Source organism: Bradyrhizobium cedriense (genome assembly GCF_054602315.1).
In genome coordinates, this window is record NZ_JBTSWB010000002.1 from 977,880 (window position 1) to 994,513 (window position 16,634).

16 protein-coding genes are annotated in these 16,634 nt (G+C 65.5%); 8 read left to right on the forward strand and 8 right to left on the reverse strand.

Annotated features, from left to right (window positions below):
* Positions 1–123 precede the first annotated feature (123 nt).
* Entirely contained in the window at positions 124–405 is a 282-nt protein-coding gene (locus tag ACYCVF_RS10855; protein ID WP_459602422.1) for a hypothetical protein, read from the reverse strand.
* A 152-nt stretch (positions 406–557) separates the two neighbouring features.
* Positions 558–827, reverse strand: a complete 270-nt coding sequence (locus tag ACYCVF_RS10860; RefSeq protein WP_459606554.1) for a hypothetical protein — start codon at positions 825–827, stop codon at positions 558–560.
* Positions 828–1,490: 663 nt separating this feature from the next.
* On the opposite strand from ACYCVF_RS10860, the gene ACYCVF_RS10865 reads away from it, so the two are divergent.
* A complete protein-coding gene (locus ACYCVF_RS10865; RefSeq protein ID WP_459606555.1) occupies positions 1,491–2,678 on the forward strand; it encodes a CaiB/BaiF CoA transferase family protein in 1,188 nt (395 codons plus the stop codon).
* A gap of 2 nt (positions 2,679–2,680) precedes the next feature.
* On the opposite strand, the gene ACYCVF_RS10870 is transcribed toward ACYCVF_RS10865, so the two are convergent.
* A complete protein-coding gene (locus ACYCVF_RS10870; protein ID WP_459602428.1) occupies positions 2,681–3,403 on the reverse strand; it encodes a DUF72 domain-containing protein in 723 nt (240 codons plus the stop codon).
* A 62-nt stretch (positions 3,404–3,465) separates the two neighbouring features.
* Here ACYCVF_RS10870 and ACYCVF_RS10875 point away from each other — a divergent pair, with 62 nt between their 5' ends.
* Positions 3,466–3,720 carry a hypothetical protein gene (locus ACYCVF_RS10875; RefSeq protein WP_459602430.1) on the forward strand — a complete coding sequence of 85 codons (255 nt, stop codon included), beginning with the start codon at positions 3,466–3,468 and terminating at the stop codon, positions 3,718–3,720.
* 109 nt (positions 3,721–3,829) lie between these two features.
* On the opposite strand, the gene ACYCVF_RS10880 is transcribed toward ACYCVF_RS10875, so the two are convergent.
* Positions 3,830–4,978: an amidohydrolase gene (locus ACYCVF_RS10880; protein WP_459602432.1), complete on the reverse strand. Its 1,149-nt coding sequence runs from the start codon at positions 4,976–4,978 to the stop codon at positions 3,830–3,832.
* A 233-nt stretch (positions 4,979–5,211) separates the two neighbouring features.
* Positions 5,212–6,297 carry a mandelate racemase/muconate lactonizing enzyme family protein gene (locus ACYCVF_RS10885; RefSeq protein ID WP_459602434.1) on the reverse strand — a complete coding sequence of 362 codons (1,086 nt, stop codon included), beginning with the start codon at positions 6,295–6,297 and terminating at the stop codon, positions 5,212–5,214.
* Between the two features lie 256 nt (positions 6,298–6,553).
* Here ACYCVF_RS10885 and ACYCVF_RS10890 point away from each other — a divergent pair, with 256 nt between their 5' ends.
* The 3 genes from ACYCVF_RS10890 to ACYCVF_RS10900 all read left to right on the forward strand — a co-directional run bounded on the left by ACYCVF_RS10890 (position 6,554) and on the right by ACYCVF_RS10900 (position 11,822).
* Positions 6,554–7,060: an RNA polymerase sigma factor gene (locus ACYCVF_RS10890; RefSeq protein WP_459602436.1), complete on the forward strand. Its 507-nt coding sequence runs from the start codon at positions 6,554–6,556 to the stop codon at positions 7,058–7,060.
* Positions 7,061–7,173: 113 nt separating this feature from the next.
* Positions 7,174–8,100, forward strand: coding sequence for a FecR family protein (locus ACYCVF_RS10895; RefSeq protein ID WP_459602438.1), 927 nt, complete (start codon positions 7,174–7,176; stop codon positions 8,098–8,100).
* Positions 8,101–8,297: 197 nt separating this feature from the next.
* The gene (locus ACYCVF_RS10900) at positions 8,298–11,822 is read left to right on the forward strand and encodes a TonB-dependent receptor domain-containing protein (RefSeq protein WP_459606556.1); all 3,525 of its coding nucleotides are present in this window, start codon (positions 8,298–8,300) and stop codon (positions 11,820–11,822) included.
* Here the strand turns inward: ACYCVF_RS10900 and ACYCVF_RS10905 are convergent.
* On the reverse strand, positions 11,794–12,099 hold the full coding sequence (locus tag ACYCVF_RS10905) for a hypothetical protein (RefSeq protein ID WP_459602442.1): 306 nt from the start codon (positions 12,097–12,099) through the stop codon (positions 11,794–11,796). The two genes, ACYCVF_RS10900 and ACYCVF_RS10905, sit on opposite strands and share 29 nt — an antisense overlap.
* Here ACYCVF_RS10905 and exbB point away from each other — a divergent pair.
* The 3 genes from exbB to ACYCVF_RS10920 are packed head-to-tail and all read left to right on the forward strand — an operon-like array spanning position 12,092 to position 14,116.
* Complete coding sequence (exbB, locus tag ACYCVF_RS10910; protein WP_459602444.1) at positions 12,092–12,778, forward strand: tonB-system energizer ExbB; 687 nt, start codon at positions 12,092–12,094, stop codon at positions 12,776–12,778. The two genes, ACYCVF_RS10905 and exbB, sit on opposite strands and share 8 nt — an antisense overlap.
* Before the next feature lie 4 nt (positions 12,779–12,782).
* On the forward strand, positions 12,783–13,253 hold the full coding sequence (gene exbD, locus ACYCVF_RS10915) for a TonB system transport protein ExbD (RefSeq protein WP_459602446.1): 471 nt from the start codon (positions 12,783–12,785) through the stop codon (positions 13,251–13,253).
* Positions 13,250–14,116, forward strand: a complete 867-nt coding sequence (locus ACYCVF_RS10920; RefSeq protein ID WP_459602448.1) for a TonB family protein — start codon at positions 13,250–13,252, stop codon at positions 14,114–14,116. Before exbD ends, ACYCVF_RS10920 begins: the two co-directional genes overlap by 4 nt.
* 115 nt (positions 14,117–14,231) lie before the next feature.
* On the opposite strand, the gene ACYCVF_RS10925 is transcribed toward ACYCVF_RS10920, so the two are convergent.
* Both ACYCVF_RS10925 and ACYCVF_RS10930 read right to left on the reverse strand, forming a co-directional pair.
* Positions 14,232–15,293 carry an alpha/beta hydrolase gene (locus ACYCVF_RS10925; RefSeq protein ID WP_459602450.1) on the reverse strand — a complete coding sequence of 354 codons (1,062 nt, stop codon included), beginning with the start codon at positions 15,291–15,293 and terminating at the stop codon, positions 14,232–14,234.
* 123 nt (positions 15,294–15,416) lie between these two features.
* Positions 15,417–16,610: a M20/M25/M40 family metallo-hydrolase gene (locus tag ACYCVF_RS10930; protein WP_459602452.1), complete on the reverse strand. Its 1,194-nt coding sequence runs from the start codon at positions 16,608–16,610 to the stop codon at positions 15,417–15,419.
* Between the last annotated feature and the right edge of the window lie 24 nt (positions 16,611–16,634).

Below are 16,634 nucleotides of genomic sequence, written 5' to 3' on the forward strand. Positions count from 1 at the left end.
ATTCCCCCTGCCGTCCGTTCCTGGCGCGCCGCGCTCGCAGTGTCGGTGCGCCTGATCGGAAGGCAGCAATCGCGGACATGGGCGGCGATAAAGGCCCGGTCGCAGACCGGGCCTTTGCTCAGTTCACCAAGGGTACCAGTAAGGGTATGGTGCCGGGTAATAGCGGACGGTCCGATAGTATCGCGGGCCGTAATAATATGCCGGCGGACCATAGACCGGCGCATAGTAGACTGGAGGTGCAGTGGCGGCGGCAAGTGCTCCCGTGAACAGGCCGAGCGCGACGGCCGGACCGATGCCCGGGCCACCCCAGTGATGATGATGGCCCCGCCAATGGGCCGAGGCCGGCGCAACCGTTCCGATGAGGAGCGTTGCTGCCGCGGCGACTGCAAGAGCAAGCTTTCTCATTTGCCTTTCCTCGAATACGCACCCGCGACGCGCGGGATTCTCATTCCTCTGCATGGGTTTCATTTTGCCGAACGCTTAGCCCGGCAGCATTGGACTTAGGATGGGCCGGAAGGACTTCAAGTCTCCGGCTCCCTCGCGGCGAGCTAGGCATCCTAAGACGTCGGACCGCATTTGGGACAGCGGCCGTCCGCGGCTGCTCCCAGCTGACGTCCCAGCTCCGCCCTCAGAGCTTCCTTCTCCCACTTCGTGCCGTCGCTTTTGACCATCATCTTGGCGCGTTCGAAGGCGTGGCTCTCTGCAGCGTCGTCTCCGATCCGGACGACCACGTCGTTATGGAAGGGGCAAACAGTCGTCGCGCGGGTGGTCTCCAATGCGTAGCGCACGACTGCAGTGAGATCGTCGCTGCGAATGTCGGCAAGCATATCGGCTCTCCTGATTGGCGCATTCCGATGCTCCATATCGCTACAATCTGGGGCGCCGACGTGACTTGATCCAGCTCAAGGGAGGCGATCAGGCGTCCGTGTTCCTGAGGTGCCAGAATATTCTTGGCACGCCCGCGCGGATACGTTCAGGACATTTGCGTAAGTATTCGCCCGCATTTCACTGCCGCAGCGCCGGGCGCATATGCGCAGCATGGAGCGCAACATCATCTTCAAATGCCCCCGCACTGGCATGAACGTGCAGCACTGGCTTTCCGGTACGGCGTCCGATGCCGTGGAAACGCACGTCCCGGTCCGATGTCCCGCTTGCGCCTCGTTGCACTTCGTCGACGTCGCCAGCGGCAAGATGCTGAGCGAAGGCGGTCTCGGGCCTGATCCGTCACGTCCGCGGCGGGGAGGCGAGTTCGGCAGAGCGTCGGCTGGCTGAATACCTCGTCGCCTCGTCATGCCCGAGCGCATGATTGCGACTGGTCATCGCGTTGCGCTCGTGCGACCGCGGCCGGACCCGGCTGGGGACGACAGGTCATACAATTTCCGCCGGACGAAACCGTTCACACGATCACGTCTTTGGGCATGGCATGATGCGCCGCGTCGCCTTGCCGTGGCGGCCAGTCCCTGTAATCTGAAGAAAACAGGAGGGGATCGATGGGAGGAGTTTTGGAGGGCGTGCGCGTGCTCGATTTCGGGCGCTACATCGCCGGGCCCTATTGCGCCACCCTGCTGGCGGAGTTCGGGGCCGAGGTCATCCGTGTCGAGAAGCGCGACGGCAGCGAGGATCGTTTCGTGGCGCCGGTGGGCGAAGGCGGCGAGGGCGCGCTGTTTCTCCAGGTCAATCGCAACAAGAAGTGCATCACGCTCGATCCGATGAAGGCGGAAGGGCAGGAGGTGATGCGCCGCCTGGTTGCGACCGCGGACGTCGTGGTCGCCAATTTGCCGCCGCAGACCTTGCGTGCGATGAAGCTCGACTATGACTCGCTCAAGGCGATCAAGCCGGACATCATCCTGACCACGGCCACTGCGTTCGGCGGGCCGGGTCCCTGGTCCGACCGCGTCGGCTTCGACGGCGTCGGGCAGGTGATGTCGGGCTCGGTGTACATGACCGGCGCGGGCGATCCGCCGTACCGGGCCGCAGTGAACTGGGTCGATTTCGGTACCGCGCTGCACTGCGCGTTCGGAACGCTCGCTGCGCTGATCGAGCGCGGCAAATCCGGACGCGGGCAGATCGTCGAGGGCGCGCTGCTCGCAACCGCGCTGTCCTTCACCAATGCGACGCTGATCGAGCAGGCGGTGATATCGGTCAACCGCGTTCCCACGGGCAATCTCGGCCAGACCGCGGCACCTGCCGACATCTACCGCACCAGGGACGGCTGGGTGTTGTGCCAGGTGACGGGTCATCCGCTGTTCAAGCGTTGGGCCAGGCTGATGGGCGAGGAGGAGCTGTGGCTGAACGATCCGCGCTTTGCCGACGACATCAGCCGCGGCAACAACGGCCGCATCATCAGCGAGCGGATGGCGCGCTGGTGTGCCGAGCGCACCACGCAGGAGGCCGTCGATGCGCTGGGCCAGGCGATGATCCCGACCGGGCCCGTGCTCAGTCCGCAACAGGCGCTGGACCATCCGCACATTCGTGCCGCCGGATTCATGCAGCAGGTCGATTATCCGGGCCTGCCGAAGCAGGCGCCGGTCGCGCGTGCCGCGGTGCGGTTATCGGAAACACCGGGTGAAATCGTGAGCCGCCCGCCGACGCTCGGCGAGCACACCGATCTGGTTCTCGCCGAGCTGGGCTACGACGAGGCGGCGATCGCGGCGCTTCGGCAAGGCGGCGTCATCTAGCGTCACAGCAGCTGCTTCAGCGCCTGCGCGTCGGCCGGCGCTGCACTCTTCTGGTCGTTGTCGAAATAGACGTAGACGTCGCAGCCCTGCCGCTTCCAGGACTTGATGCGCTTCGCCCATTGCGCCAGCGTGGCCTTGGTGTAGTGGCCGTGATAGCGCCCGCCCGGACCGTGTCCGCGCACATAGACGAAATCCGCCGTGCGCTTCCATGGTGCCGGCGCATCGTGATGGTCGGACAGGCACAGCGAGATGTTCTCGTTGGCCAGCATCCGCAGGATGCGCGGCTGATACCAGCTCGGATGACGAAACTCGAAACTGTAACGCCGCTTCCGCGACAACAGCTTGAAGAAGGACGCAAGCCGGTCCGCGTCCGCCTCGAATTGCGGCGGCAGCTGGAACAGGATCGGGCCGGCCTTGCCCCCGAGCCGCGAGATGCGATCCTCCAGCAGCGCGAGGCTGTTGACGGAGCGGTCCGACAGCCGCTTCCAGTGCGTGATGAATTTGGACGCCTTCCAGGCGAACACGAAGTCGCGGCCGGTCTGCTCGCGCCAGCCTTTCACCGCTTCCGGCGTCGGCGTGCGGTAGAAAACCCCGTTCAGCTCCGTGGTGTCGAACTGTCCCGCGTAGTAGCGAAGCTGCTCCTTCAGCGTCACGCCCTCGGGAAAGAACGGGCCTCGCCAGGAGGCGTAGTGCCAGCCGGAGGTTCCGATCAGAACGCGCGCCATGTTTCACGTGCCATCCATTGCCATTTGCCGGAGGGAACGTCCGTGCGGCCGATACGTTGCTCGTGAGCTTGATCAACGCAGGACCGGAACCGATGTACGCGCTGTTCGAAGGCAACAAGCAGATCGGCGATCCCTTTCCGACCGAGAAGGAGGTGTGGGAAGCTGCCTTGATCGAGGGTCTCGTGACCGACGTTCCGGTCGCAGACGAGGAGGGCGGCCGGCTTCTGCCGGCCGGCTATCACGTCGAGCGGATCGAGCAGACGGAGGAGACGTTCGAGCCGCGCCCGGGCTGGAAGCTGCCGCGCGAGATTTCCTGACGGCATCTGCGCCCAAAGACCCAAAGAAGAGAAAGATCGAGTGCTCGGGCCACCTCTCCCCAACATGGAGAGATGGGGCTCCCGCCGATTCAATCGAGCATATGCCGCTTCAGTTCGACGCCAGCGCCGTTTTGGCGACCTCGGCCATCCAGCCGGAGGCCACCGGGAGGATCTCGTCGTTGAAATCGTAGCGCGGCCCGTGCAGTTCCGCGCCGTCGCGCAACGCGCCATTGCCGATCCAGACGAAGGCGCCCGGCCGCTGCTGCAGGTAGTGGGCAAAATCCTCGCCAGCCATGCTTGGCGCGAGGTCGCGCCGCACGGGCGCCTGCACCTTCTCCGCGGCGATGCGCGCGAGGTCCGCTTCCGCCGGCGTGTTGACCACGACGCCCACACCCCAGACGATCTCGGGCGTGACCTTCACGCCGAAGCCCGTCGCAATGCCTGCGCAGGTGCGCTCGATGCCGTCGAGGATGGTGTCCTTGACCGCCTCGCGGTGGTAGCGCAGCGTGCCGCGGATCGTCACGCGCCCGGCGATCTGGTTCGGCGCGGTGCCGCCTTCGATCGTGCACAGCGAGAGCACGGCGGTGTCGAGCGGATCGACGCTGCGCGAGGCGATCGATTGCAGCGCCACGATCAGGTGCCCCGCCGCCACGACCGGATCGCGCGTCAGGTGCGGCATGCCGGCATGTCCGGCATGGCCCTCGATGGTGATGGTGATGCGCCCGCCTGAGGCCATGACGACGCCGTCATGCACCGCGATGGTGCCTGCGGCTAGGCCCGGCCAGTTGTGGAAGCCGAATATCCGCTCCATCGGAAAGCGGTCGAACAGCCCGGCCGCGACCATCGCGCGCGAGCCGCCAAAGCCTTCCTCGGCCGGCTGGAAGATGAAATCGACCGTGCCGCTCCAGTCGGTGTCGGCGACGAGCAGCGCGGCGGCGCCCAGTAGCGCGGCGGTATGCCCGTCATGGCCGCAGGCGTGCATCACGCCCGGTGTTTTGGAAGCGTAGGGCAGGCCGGTGTCCTCGGCGATCGGCAGCGCATCCATGTCGGCGCGCAGGCCGACTCGCCTTCGTGCATGCCCTCGCGTCAAGGTCGCGACAATGCCGTGCCCGCCGATGCCGGACTCGAAGGGAATGCCGAACTCGGTGAGCTTGTCTCGCACGAAGGCGGCCGTGGCCTTCTCCTGCAGCGACAATTCGGGATGCGCATGCAGATGCTGGCGCCACGCGGTCAGTTTCTGGTGCAGCTCGGGTGTCAAGATAGGGGGCTTTCGTCAGGAGGGGCCGGCTGCCGCGAGAATAGCCGAATATCGGGCGGCCGCATCAAGCGCCTTGGAATGCCTCGCGTGCGGTATTGCGCGCCGCTTCTCCCGGTCATTCCGGGGCGCGCCTTTTGGCGCGAACCCGGAATCCATCGTACAGCAATTTCCACGGCCCAATGGATTCCGGGCTCGCGACCTTCGTCGCGCCCCGGAATGACGGGCCATGTGTGTCACGCCAGCTTCGTCAGCCCCGCCCAGTCGAAACCGATGCCGTGGCCGGGTCGCTCCGGCGCCAGCGCCATGCCGTCCTTCAGCACCAGCGGATGCTCGATATATCTGTCGAGTCCGAAGCCATGCGCCTCCAGATAAGAGCGGTTCGGGCAGGCCGCCAGCAGATGCACGGTGATGTCGTGCGCGCCGTGGCTGGTGACGGGCAGGTTGAATGCTTCCGCCAGCCGCGCGATCTTCATGAAGGCGCTGACGCCGCCGCAATTGGTGACGTCGGGCTCGGGATAGGACACCGCGCCCGCGGCGATGTAGTTCTTGAACTCCCACAGCGAGCGCAGATTCTCGCCCGCTGCGATCGGCACACCGCCAGCCTGCATGATGCGCGCGTGTCCCGCGACGTCGTCCGGGATGATCGGTTCCTCGAGCCATGTGAGGTCATAGGGAACGAAGGCTCGGGCGGCACGGATGGCCTCCTCGACCGTCCATTTCATGTTGGCGTCCACCATCAGCGGAAAACCGTCGCCGAGATGCCGTCGCATCGCGGAGACCTTGGCGACGTCGGATTTCAGGTCGGGCCGGCCGACCTTCATTTTGATGGCACGAAATCCCTTGGCGAGATTGCCGTCGGTCTGTGCGAGCAGCGCATCGACGGAGAGGTCGAGGTCGATGCCGCCGGCATAGCACGGCACGCGTGCATCGTAGCCGCCGAGCAGCTGGTACAGTGGCAATTTCGCGCGCCGCGCCTTCAAATCCCACAGCGCGATGTCGAGCGCGGACAGCGCCAGCACCGCGGGGCCGCCACGTCCGCCATAATGCAGCGCCCACCAGACATGATGCCAGATCGCTTCAGTATCGTCGGCCTCGCGTCCTTCGACCAGCGGCGGAATCTCGCGCCTGAGAATGTCTGCAGTTGCCCCGCCGTTGCGTCCGACGGTGTAGGTGTAGCCGACGCCCTCGGCACCGTCGGCATCGCGAATGCGGCAGGTGATCAGCTCGAACGCCGCGATCTCGCCATGCGTGGAATCGGACAGCGTGACGGGGAGGGGGATCCGGTAGAGGGCGGATTCGATATTGGCGATGCGCGGCATGTTTCCTTCCGTTTTCTTTCAGGTTAGGCCGAACGCACCGCGCGGACAATCGTTCGCTGCTCGAGCAGATCCGATATGCGCCCGTCGAAAGAAAACGAATCCGAATGCCCAATCGCCCTTTGCGCATCGGGCTGTGGCGGTGCCGCGCGCCGCCGACGTTAGAGGCCGTCTAAATTATTGTATTTGCGCAGCTATTTTTCAGCCATTAGGCCTATTTGCGGCCCGCCGCTGTGGCGGCCGCGTCCGAGTAGGCCCGATGAGTGCCCGTGCGATCGACATTGCCGTCTTGTATGCCGCTGAACGAGGGCGTCTGAAGAGACTCGTCAAGCGTCTGGTCCAGAGCAGGACGACGGCTGAAGACCTGGTTCAGCAGGCGTTCGTCAAGCTGATGGACAATGCGGACCGCGGCGATGTTGCCGATGTTCCCGCCTATCTTGCGGTGACGGCTCGCAATCTCGCGCTCAATCATATGCGGAACACCTCCCTGCGTGCCGAGGTCGTGTTACCTGATGCCGACTTGAATGCCGTCGCCGACACCCGGCCCTCGCCGGAGATCACCGTGATCTATCGCTGCGAGCTGCGCCGAGTGCTGGAGGCGGTCGCGACCTTGCCGCCCAGGCGGCGGCAAGCTTTCATTCTGCATAAGTTCGAGGGCCTTGGCTACGACGAAATCGCCGTCCGCCAGGGCGTTTCGCGCAATACCGTCATCACCCAGATCGTCAGTGCCCTGACCGACCTCGACCGGCGCCTTGGGCAGGAATAATCAGTCCCGGCCGATCCTCACCTGGTCGTTCTCAAGTGTCATTATTAGGGGGGCTCGGGTTTTCGTAGCGATCCGAGCGTCGATACGAGCATCTCTTGCTGGTAGGGACAGTCATGCGAGCCGAATCGACGGATCCAGTGGTCATGGCGGCGCTGGAATGGTTCGTCCGGATGCGGGACGAGAACGTGACGGCCGAAGACCGCCGCGCCTTTCAGGCCTGGCTGGACCGGGATCCGTCGCACGCCGCCGCCCTGGCCCGTGCGGAAGCGCTGTGGAAGCGGATCGATATCGTCAAGCCCGAGATCGAGCAGCTGCGCCGCTCGCAACGCACGTTCAGCCGCCGCAACGTGATCGCGGGAGGCGCGGTCGGATTGATCGGCGCGACCGCACTCTATGTCCGCAGCCGCGACGACCTGTTCGCGGACCATACGACCGAGGCCGGCGAGCGGCGCACTGTCGCGCTCCAGGACGGCAGTTCCGTCGAGCTCGGCAGCTACTCGGCCCTGTCGGTGAATTTCACCTCTGCATCGCGTCGGGTCCGGCTCCATCGCGGTCAGGGCTTCTTCGACGTCAGAAATGATTCGACTCCCTTCCTGGTCGATGTGGCAGGCGCCACCACGACGGCGCTGGGGGCCAAATTCGACGTGAAGCATGTCGATGGCGAGGTGACCGCCGTCGTCAGCGAGAATGCCGTTACGGTGCGCGGCAGCTTTCCCGCGATGAAGGTCGAGCAGGGATGGCAGGTCAGCTTCGCCTCGAACGAACCGGCTGCGCTGGCCCCGGCCGACCTCGCGGTGACGGAGGCTTGGCGGCGCGACCAGATCATCTTCCAGGACGTCCCACTGCGCCGCGTGCTGGCGGAGATCGAGCGCTATCGGCATGGACGCATCGTGCTCACAGACCGGCGTCTCGGAGAGATCCCAGTCAGCGCCATCTTCAGCAGCAGGCAGCTCGACAACGCGTTGCTGACTCTTGCGAACACATTGCCGATCCGGCTGTTTCAGGCCGGGCCGCTGTTCACGGTCGTCTATTCAGTTTGATGCGATTCTAACACGACGCGCGTCCGTCCGATCATCAGTTCTGCCCTCTCGCGTGTCGATCTCAGTGAGGGCTCGGAAGCAAGCCCTCCGTACTCCCGCCGTTCGCGGGACATTTGGGTAGGGCGATGCAGGCAAACGGGACCGGCGAACACGGATCGAGGGCAAACACCGCGCGGGCGGGAGCGCTGCGTCATCCGGTGAAATTCGTCTTGATGGCGACAACGGCGCTGATCGCCATCCCTGCGCTTCAAACGCCGGCACGCGCGCAGACGAATGCAGCGCCGGTGCGGGCCACGGCCTCCGTCGCATTCGACATTCCCCCGCAATCCCTATCGCAGGCCCTCGTCCGATTCTCGACTGCAACTGGAATGCAGGTGTTCGTCAATGCAGGCATCGTGCGCGGCATCAATTCGCCCGGTGTGAACGGCACGCTGCCGCCTTCGGACGCGCTTGGCCGATTGCTCGCGGGATCCGGCCTCAGCTATCGTTTCACCAATGCGAGCACGGTGGCGATCGAGCGCGCTGGCGCGGCGGCGGCTGCCGAGATCCCGGCCGGCGCGATCCAGCTCGACACCGTCCACGTATCGGGCGGGCGCGTATCCGCAGTTGACGCGCCGTATTCGACGCCAGCGCCGGTGAGCCATATCTCGCAGGAGACGATCGAGCGCTTCCGCGGCTCCAGCCCGGCCGACATCTTCCGCGGCACGCCCGGCGTGATGTCGGGCGAGGCGCGCAATGGCGGCGGCAGCATCGACGTCAACATCCGCGGCATGCAGGGTATGGGACGTGTTGCGGTGACTGTCGATGGTGCAGAGAACGGCTTGACCGTCTACCAGGGGTATCAAGGCATCTCCAACCGCACCTTCGTCGATCCCGATCTGCTGGCAGGCGTGGATATCCGCAAAGGCTCCGATGCCAGCTCGCGCGGCATTGCCGGCTCGGTGGCGATGCGGACGCTCAGTGCAGGCGACGTGGTGAAGCCAGGAGAGACATGGGGAGTCTGGGTCAAGAGCGGCTTCGGCACCAACACCACCGCGCCGCGGCCCGGCGATCGTGGCGGCTATACCTGGCCCCAGCCTTATCTCAGCGATCCCCAGCCTTATCCTGTGCCCACAGCCTCGGCTTCGGGCCTGGATCGGCCGGGCTGGTTTGATCCGACCAGCGGATCGCTCAGCACCGTCGCCGCCGTCAAGGAAGCGAATTACGATCTGCTCTGGGGCTACGCCTACCGCAAGCAGGGCAACTATTTCGCCGGCAAGAACGGTCCCGGCGCGCAGGTGATCGATACCGGCCCGCAACCGCTCTGCTACGCAAGTGGCACCTGCTACTACCCGCCGAGCCCGATCTCGTACGCCCATGTGTACCAGAACGGCGGCCTGTCGAGCTATCGCGCGGGTGAACAGGTACTCAACACGCAGCTCGCGACGGAATCATATCTCGCAAAGGCGACCATCCGCTCGGACGACGGGCACAGCCTGCAGTTCGGCTACACCGGCTATCGCAGCCAGGCGGGTGATGTCGTCGCATCGCTGTTCGCGAGCCCACGGAGTCAGGCCGTTCAACAGGCGCAGGAGGATACAACCAAGCTCGACACCGGCACCGTGCGCTATCGCTGGAAGCCGGACGACAATGGTCTGGTCGACCTCAAGGCCAATCTGTGGATGACCAGTCTCACTCTGCGCACGCCGCCGCGGGTCAGCCTCGGCGCCGTGCCGCCCGAGACCTACGGTCTTCCCTATGACTACCTTCCCGGCAACGACAGCAAGATGTGGGGAGGCGACCTCAGCAACAGGTCCTACGTGCCGCTCGATCGCTTCGGCGCGCTGGAGCTCGACTACGGCATGTCCTACCTCAACGAGACGACGTCGCCGCTTCCGTTCAGCGACCAATTGAACCTGAATATTCCGTCCCGCAACGGCAGCCGGGAGGAGGTCGGTGGTTACGGCAAGGTGGCCTACAAGCCGGTCGACTGGCTCACGCTCAACACGGGTCTGCGCTATTCGCACTACTGGTCCTATGACCGGAGCAAGATCGCAAATGCCACCCAGGTCAATCCGCAGCCGGAACGCGAGGACGGCGGCTACAGCCCGTCCGCCGGCGTCGTCCTGGAGCCCGTCAAGGGCGCGCAGTTCTATACCAACTACTCCAGCGCCTTGCGCATGCCGACGCTCTTTGAATCGGTCTCAGCCTACAGCCTGATCCCCAACACGGCGCTGAGTCCCGAACGCTCGAGCAACTGGGAGGTCGGCACCAATCTGATCAAGGATGGCCTGTTCGCCCCGAGGGACAAGGTCATGCTGAAGTTCGGATATTTCGATTGGGACGTCAGCAATTACGTCGCGCGCGTCAGCAGGTCGTTCGTGGATCCGACCTATGGCTATACCTATACCGGCCTTCAGGTGGTCAACATCGATCGCGCACGCTTCTCGGGTCTCGAATTTTCCGGGCGTTACGAGAACCGCGGCTTCATGGCGGAATTGGCCGCGAACTATTACCTCAACGTCGAGTTCTGCCCGACCTCCGCGACATGCTCGAACTCGACGCTGTCGGGTGATTACGCGGCCAATCAGGTTCCGCCGAAATATTCGGCAAACCTCACCGTCTCGCAGAAGCTGTTGAATGACGATCTCACGGTGGGAGGGCGCGTCACCTATAACGGTCCTCGCTCCATCGGACATGGCGCAATTCAGTATGGCGCCGCGGCGATCATCGCGCCGATCGACTGGAATCCCTATTGGCTGCTCGACGTCTTCACCGAATACAAGATTTCGAAGGACATCACGCTGTGGGGCACCGTCGAGAATCTGACGGATCATTATTACGTCGATCCGCTCAGCCTCGTGCAGCAGCCTGGCCCGGGGCGCACGCTGCGCCTCGGCATGACCGGCAAGTTCGGCGGCAACGAGCCTCTCTCCCCGATGTCGCTGGCCGGCCTCTTCAATCCGTCTGCGGCCGTTGCCGGCTGGGGCGGGTTCTATGCGGGCGTGAACTCGACCTACGATTTCGCAAAATTCCGGGGGCAGATGACCGCCTGGGACGGTTCGACCGCGGGCTATCCCGGCCGCGAGACGCCGAACCTGAACGTCGATGCGCTCTCCTTCGGACTTCACGCCGGATACAATTACGAGTTCGGCAACCGCATGATCTTGGGCATTGAGGCCGATATCGCGAAGTCCGAGATCTCCGGATCGCAAGTGACCTACGCGGCCGAAGGCTCCAGCGGGGCGTCGAACGACAATCTGTTCCGGCTGCGTCAGTACGAGGCGGTGGAGAAGAGCAGCATTCCCTGGATCTCCACCGTGCGTGGCCGCCTCGGTTACGGCTTCAGTGACCGGCTGATGATCTATGCGACGGGCGGCCTCGCCTTCATGCGGCAGAACGAGGAGCGCACGCAATATGTCGGCGCGAAGACCTCTCCCGGGCTCTTCACGCCCGTCAACACGACGGTTGCCGCGTTCACGGAAAGCGCATCGCTCACGCGCACCGGTTTTGCCATCGGCGGCGGCGCCGAGTTTGCGTTCGGCGGGGCATGGTCGCTGAAGGGCGAGTATCTGCTGGCGAGATTCGATGAGGTCGAGTTTTCGTTCGCCAGTGCCAGGGCCGGCGTGATGATCGCGAACGGTTACGGTTATCCCGTCACCAGCAACACCGTCACGGGTCGCAGACTGCTCAGCAAGGTTGACATCCCCATGGTCAGGCTCGGACTGAGCTACCGCTTCTGAAAGGAATGATGATGCAGCCTGAGGGTAAGCCTTCGAGCGGAAGGGCGCCGGCAGCGCGGCTGACGGTTTTCGTGTTGGCGGTGACATTGGCCGCGTCGACGGCGCCTGTCTCGGCCCAGACGCCGGAGCCATCTCCTGCGACGGTGAGCACGCAGCCGCTCGCACCGAGCGCAATCACGAGCGAGCCTTCGGCCGCAGCGATACCGGTGAAGCCGGCATCGTCACCTGGGGCGGCCCTGGGATTGCCGCGTGACCTGTCGCCCTGGGGCATGTTCACGGCGGCCGACGTCGTGGTGAAAGGTGTGATGATCGGCCTGATGCTCGCCTCGCTGATGACATGGACCGTGTGGCTGGCCAAGGCCATCGAGCTCGCACTGGCGCGCCGCCGGTTGCGCGGGGGGATCGCGAAGATCCTTGCCGCCGGAACGCTGCGCGAGGCGTCGATCTCCCTTGCGGGTGACGACGGTGCGGCCGCCGTCCTGTTGCGCGAGGCGGCAGACGAAGTGCGGGTGTCCGCTCCAGTGCTCGATCATCGCGGCAGCAGCGGCGTCAACGGGCGCGTCACCTCCCGCCTGTCGCGCGTCGAGGCGGAGGCCGGCCAGCGCATGACCGCGGGCACGGGGCTGCTGGCCACGATCGGCGCGACGGCGCCGTTCGTCGGCCTGTTCGGCACCGTATGGGGCATCATGAACGCCTTCATCGGCATCAGCCAGTCGCAGACCACCAACCTCGCAGTCGTTGCGCCCGGTATCGCCGAAGCCCTGCTGGCGACGGCGCTGGGTCTTGTCGCCGCGATTCCGGCCGTGATCGTCTACAACGTGTTCGCGCGTGCGATCACGGGCTACCGCCGGCTGCTGGCGGACGCCTCAGCCGGCATCGAGCGTCTCGTCAGCCGCGATCTCGACATGCGCGGCACGCCGTCCATCGCGGTCTCTGTGCCGCTCGCCGCGGAGTAGGACGATGGCGGGAAGCCTCAGAGCCCATGGCAGGGACGACGAACTCGCCGACAACCACGAGATCAACGTCACCCCGTTCATCGACGTCATGCTGGTGATGCTGATCATCTTCATGGTGGCGGCACCGTTGTCGACCGTGGATATCGCCGTGGATCTTCCGGCATCCAACGCCCAGCCGCAGCCGCGTCCCGGCGAGCCCGTGTTTCTGACCGTCAAGGGCGATTCCAGCCTGACGCTCGGCAACGATCCCGTCAGCCGCGATGCGCTGAAGGCGGCGCTTGACGACCGAACCCGGGGCAACGCCGACGAGCGGGTGTTCGTGCGCGCCGACAAGGCGATCAACTATGGCGAGCTGATGGAGGTGATGAACCTGCTGCGGGATGCCGGCTATCTCAAGCTTGCGCTAGTCGGCCTCGAAACCTCGACCGGCCCCGTGCCGGCGCGGACCGGTCCGCAGGACGGCGCACCGCGATGAAGGACGACGATGACCAGCAACGGGCGGCGCTGCGTCCGAGCCATCATCACGACGACGAGGCTTTCGCGACCGTCGCGCTGCGCTGGTCGCTGGCCGGTCTTTGCGTCTTCGCGCTCTATGGCGGCGGCGTCTATGCTGCGATGAGCTGGCTGGCTCCGGCGACCGCCGCGGTGGAGCTTCCCGCCGCGATCATGATCGAGATGTCGCCGGTGGCCGAAGCGCCCGAGACCTCGCAGCAAGACGTCGCACTGGGCCCGACCATGGAGATGTCGCAAGCCGCAACGCCGGCCGAGCAGCAGGACAAGCCCGAAGAACCGCAGCCGGACGTCCAGCCGGAAACGAAGACCGAGGTGGAATTGCCGCCGCTGCCGGAGAAGAAAACTGAAGCCGTGCTGGCCCAGCCGCCGCCGTCCGATCCGGCGCAGCAGACGTCGAAGCAACAGCGCAAGCCCGAGCGTCCCAAGACCGCAAAGAGCAGGCCCGACACCCGCGCCGCTCGGAATGCGCCGGCAACGGCGGCGCCACAGGCGGCGGATGCCCGGCGGGCATCGGTCAACGCCGCTCCGATGGCCGGCACGTCGTCGTCGGTCTCGCCGGCGAACTGGCGCAGCATGGTGATGGCGCTGCTCAACCGCCACAAGCGCCTGCCGCCCGGTGGCAGCCGCGGGACCGCAACCGTTGCCTTCACCATCGACCGTTCCGGGCACGTCGGCTCGGCGCGGCTCGTCGGCTCGTCGGGTGATCCGATCCTCGATCAGGAGGCGGTGGCCTTGGCCCGCCGTGCAAGCCCGCTGCCGCCGCCGCCCGCCGACTTTGCCGGAGGAAGCATTTTGCTCTCCGTGCCCGTCAGGTTCGGCGATTGACGGCGCGTCTCGCGCGAGCAGCTCACCGCATCGTCGCGCAGGCTAGACCAGCGGTCGGGCCGCGGCAGTGCGGTCGTTCCAAAATCGCGGAGCGCATCGTCAAGCTCGCATCGAGCTATCGCTCCGCCGCCGGTCGCCGCGAAGTGTCCTCGGCCAGCTGCTGACCCTGGGCGAGCCTGCGCTGGATCAAGCCCATGACGGTGGTCACGTCTTCGAATGCACGCGAATGTGCCCGTCCCTGCAGGCGGGTGATGTCGAACACCAGAACATTGGCCCGCGCCAGCTCGCCCTTGTAAGGCTCTTCCTCCGCGTTGACGTCGCCGAGGCGGGCGAGGCCGCCCGCGATCGACTTCGATAGTTTCAGCGCGCCGTCATCCTGCGACAGGAACAGCGCGAAGCGCGGTCGCGACGTCCCCATGCCCTGCATCTGTTCGCGAAACGCCGCGAACGCGACATCGGGGGCCACCATCGCCACGTTCTTGATCTTGCCGCCGATCTTCCCGGTCCGGTGTGCCCTGGCCTGGAGCGCATTCAGCGTGATCAGGCACCCCATGGAATGGCAGAGCACGGTGACCTCGCGGATTGCGGGATTGAGCGCGACCTGGTCGATCAGCTCGTCGAGCGATCCGGCGGATTCACGGGCGACCTCGCCGTCGCGCTCATAGGCGCGCAGTCCGACCAGGCCTTGCGAGGGCCATGAGAACAGGATCGGAATGACCGGGGCCTTCGAGTCCTGGACAATCTGCGCGAAGCGATAGATCGCATCGTCAAAGCGGTTGTTGAAGCCGTGGATGAAGATCATCGCCTTGCTGCGGCGAGTCGTCCTCGCGATGCTGTTGACGGTGGTGTTGAAGGCGGCCCTATCGAGGTAGTCGGCCGACACCGTGACGAACTCGCGGCGCGGATCGCCGGGCGGCACCACCGGCCACTGGATCGCACCGACCACACGGGCCTCGTCAGGCGGAATCGAGACCGAGACCATCGCGTAGGACATCGCGGCCGCGCGCTCGCGGCTGAACATGTCGCCGGTGTCGGCGGCGGCACGTTCGCGCGTCGTCGCGACAAGGACCGGGACACGCGACGTGCTCTCCGCGGCCTCGACCGGAACGAGCACGCCCTGCAAGGGTCGTCCCGCACAGGAGGCGCAAGCCAGCGACAGGATCAAGGCGCTTGTCACGCGCCGGCAACTGCGGAAGGTGGCCTGGGAACTCATGCTGTGGCGAAGCATGACAACGGGTCCGTGCCCCTACGCTTGATTTAGATCAAGCGTAGCAGGCCGGTGGGGTTTTGGCTGGGCAACTCACCGCATCGTCGCGAGCTGCACGGCCAGCGCGCAGGCGCGGTCGTATTCGTCGAGATTGATCCACTCGTCGATCGTGTGCGCCTCGTTCTGCCCGGCGCCGAAAGTCACGGTCGGAATGCCGTGGCGGACCATCCAGTTGGCGTCGAGGCCGCCATTGGCCGTGCGCACGTTCGGCGTGCCGCCGACGGCGGACACGGCCTCGACCGCGCGCTTGATGACGGGCTGGCTGTCCTTCATCCGGAACGGATAATAGTCGGTCTCGGCCTTGAACTTGACCTTGCCGGACTTGCCTTGCGCGTTGGTGACCTTCTTGGCCGCCTTCTCGAACGCGGCCTTGTAGGCCTTGGTGATCTCCTTGAAGAACTTTCCGTCATGGCTGCGGCTTTCGCCGCGCACATGCACGTAATCGGTGACGACGTTGGTGGCATCGCCCGCCGGGCGGCCCTCGCCGCCGGTGACGGGGCCGACATTGCTGGTGCCTTGCTGCTTGCCCTTCACCACCTTGCCGAACCAGCCGCCGGCCTTCACGTCCGCCAGCGCGAGCGCCATGATCATGGTCGAGGAGATGCCGCGCTCCGGCGCGACGCCGGCATGCGAGGCGCGGCCGAAGATCTCGACGCTCCAGCGGTCGGCGCCGACCGCGCCGATCACGACGTTGGAGGCGGAGCCGCCGTCATAGTTGAAGGCCATCACCGGCGAGCCGAGCTCGTCGAGCTTGACGTAGCGCGCGCCGTAGAGCCCGCTCTCCTCGCGCACGCAGAACAACAGCGTGATCGGCGGATGATCGAGCTTCTGCCTGGCGAGTTCGGCGGCCAGCGTCACCAGCACGCCGCAGCCGCAGCGGTTGTCGCCGCCGAGCGCGGTCTTCGCCTCGTTGACGATCTTGCGGCCGGATTTCTTCGGCTTGGCGCCGGCGCAGAGCGGCACGGTGTCCATGTGGGTCATGAACATGATGCGAGGCTGGTTGTGCAGCGCGCCGCGGCCGGGCAGGTCGACGATGAGGTTGCCGGTCTGCGTCGGCACGGGAATGCGGCTGTTGGCATCGTCGAGCCGGATCGCCTTCGCCGGCACACCGGCCTCCTTCAGCGCGGCCGCGAGCTCACGCCCGATCGCCGCCTCCTGTCCCGTCACGCCCTCGACGGCGAGGAAGCGCATGAGGCGGTCGGTGGCGGCTTTGGTGTCGACGGGCATGAATGATTCCTTTGGCGAGCGGAG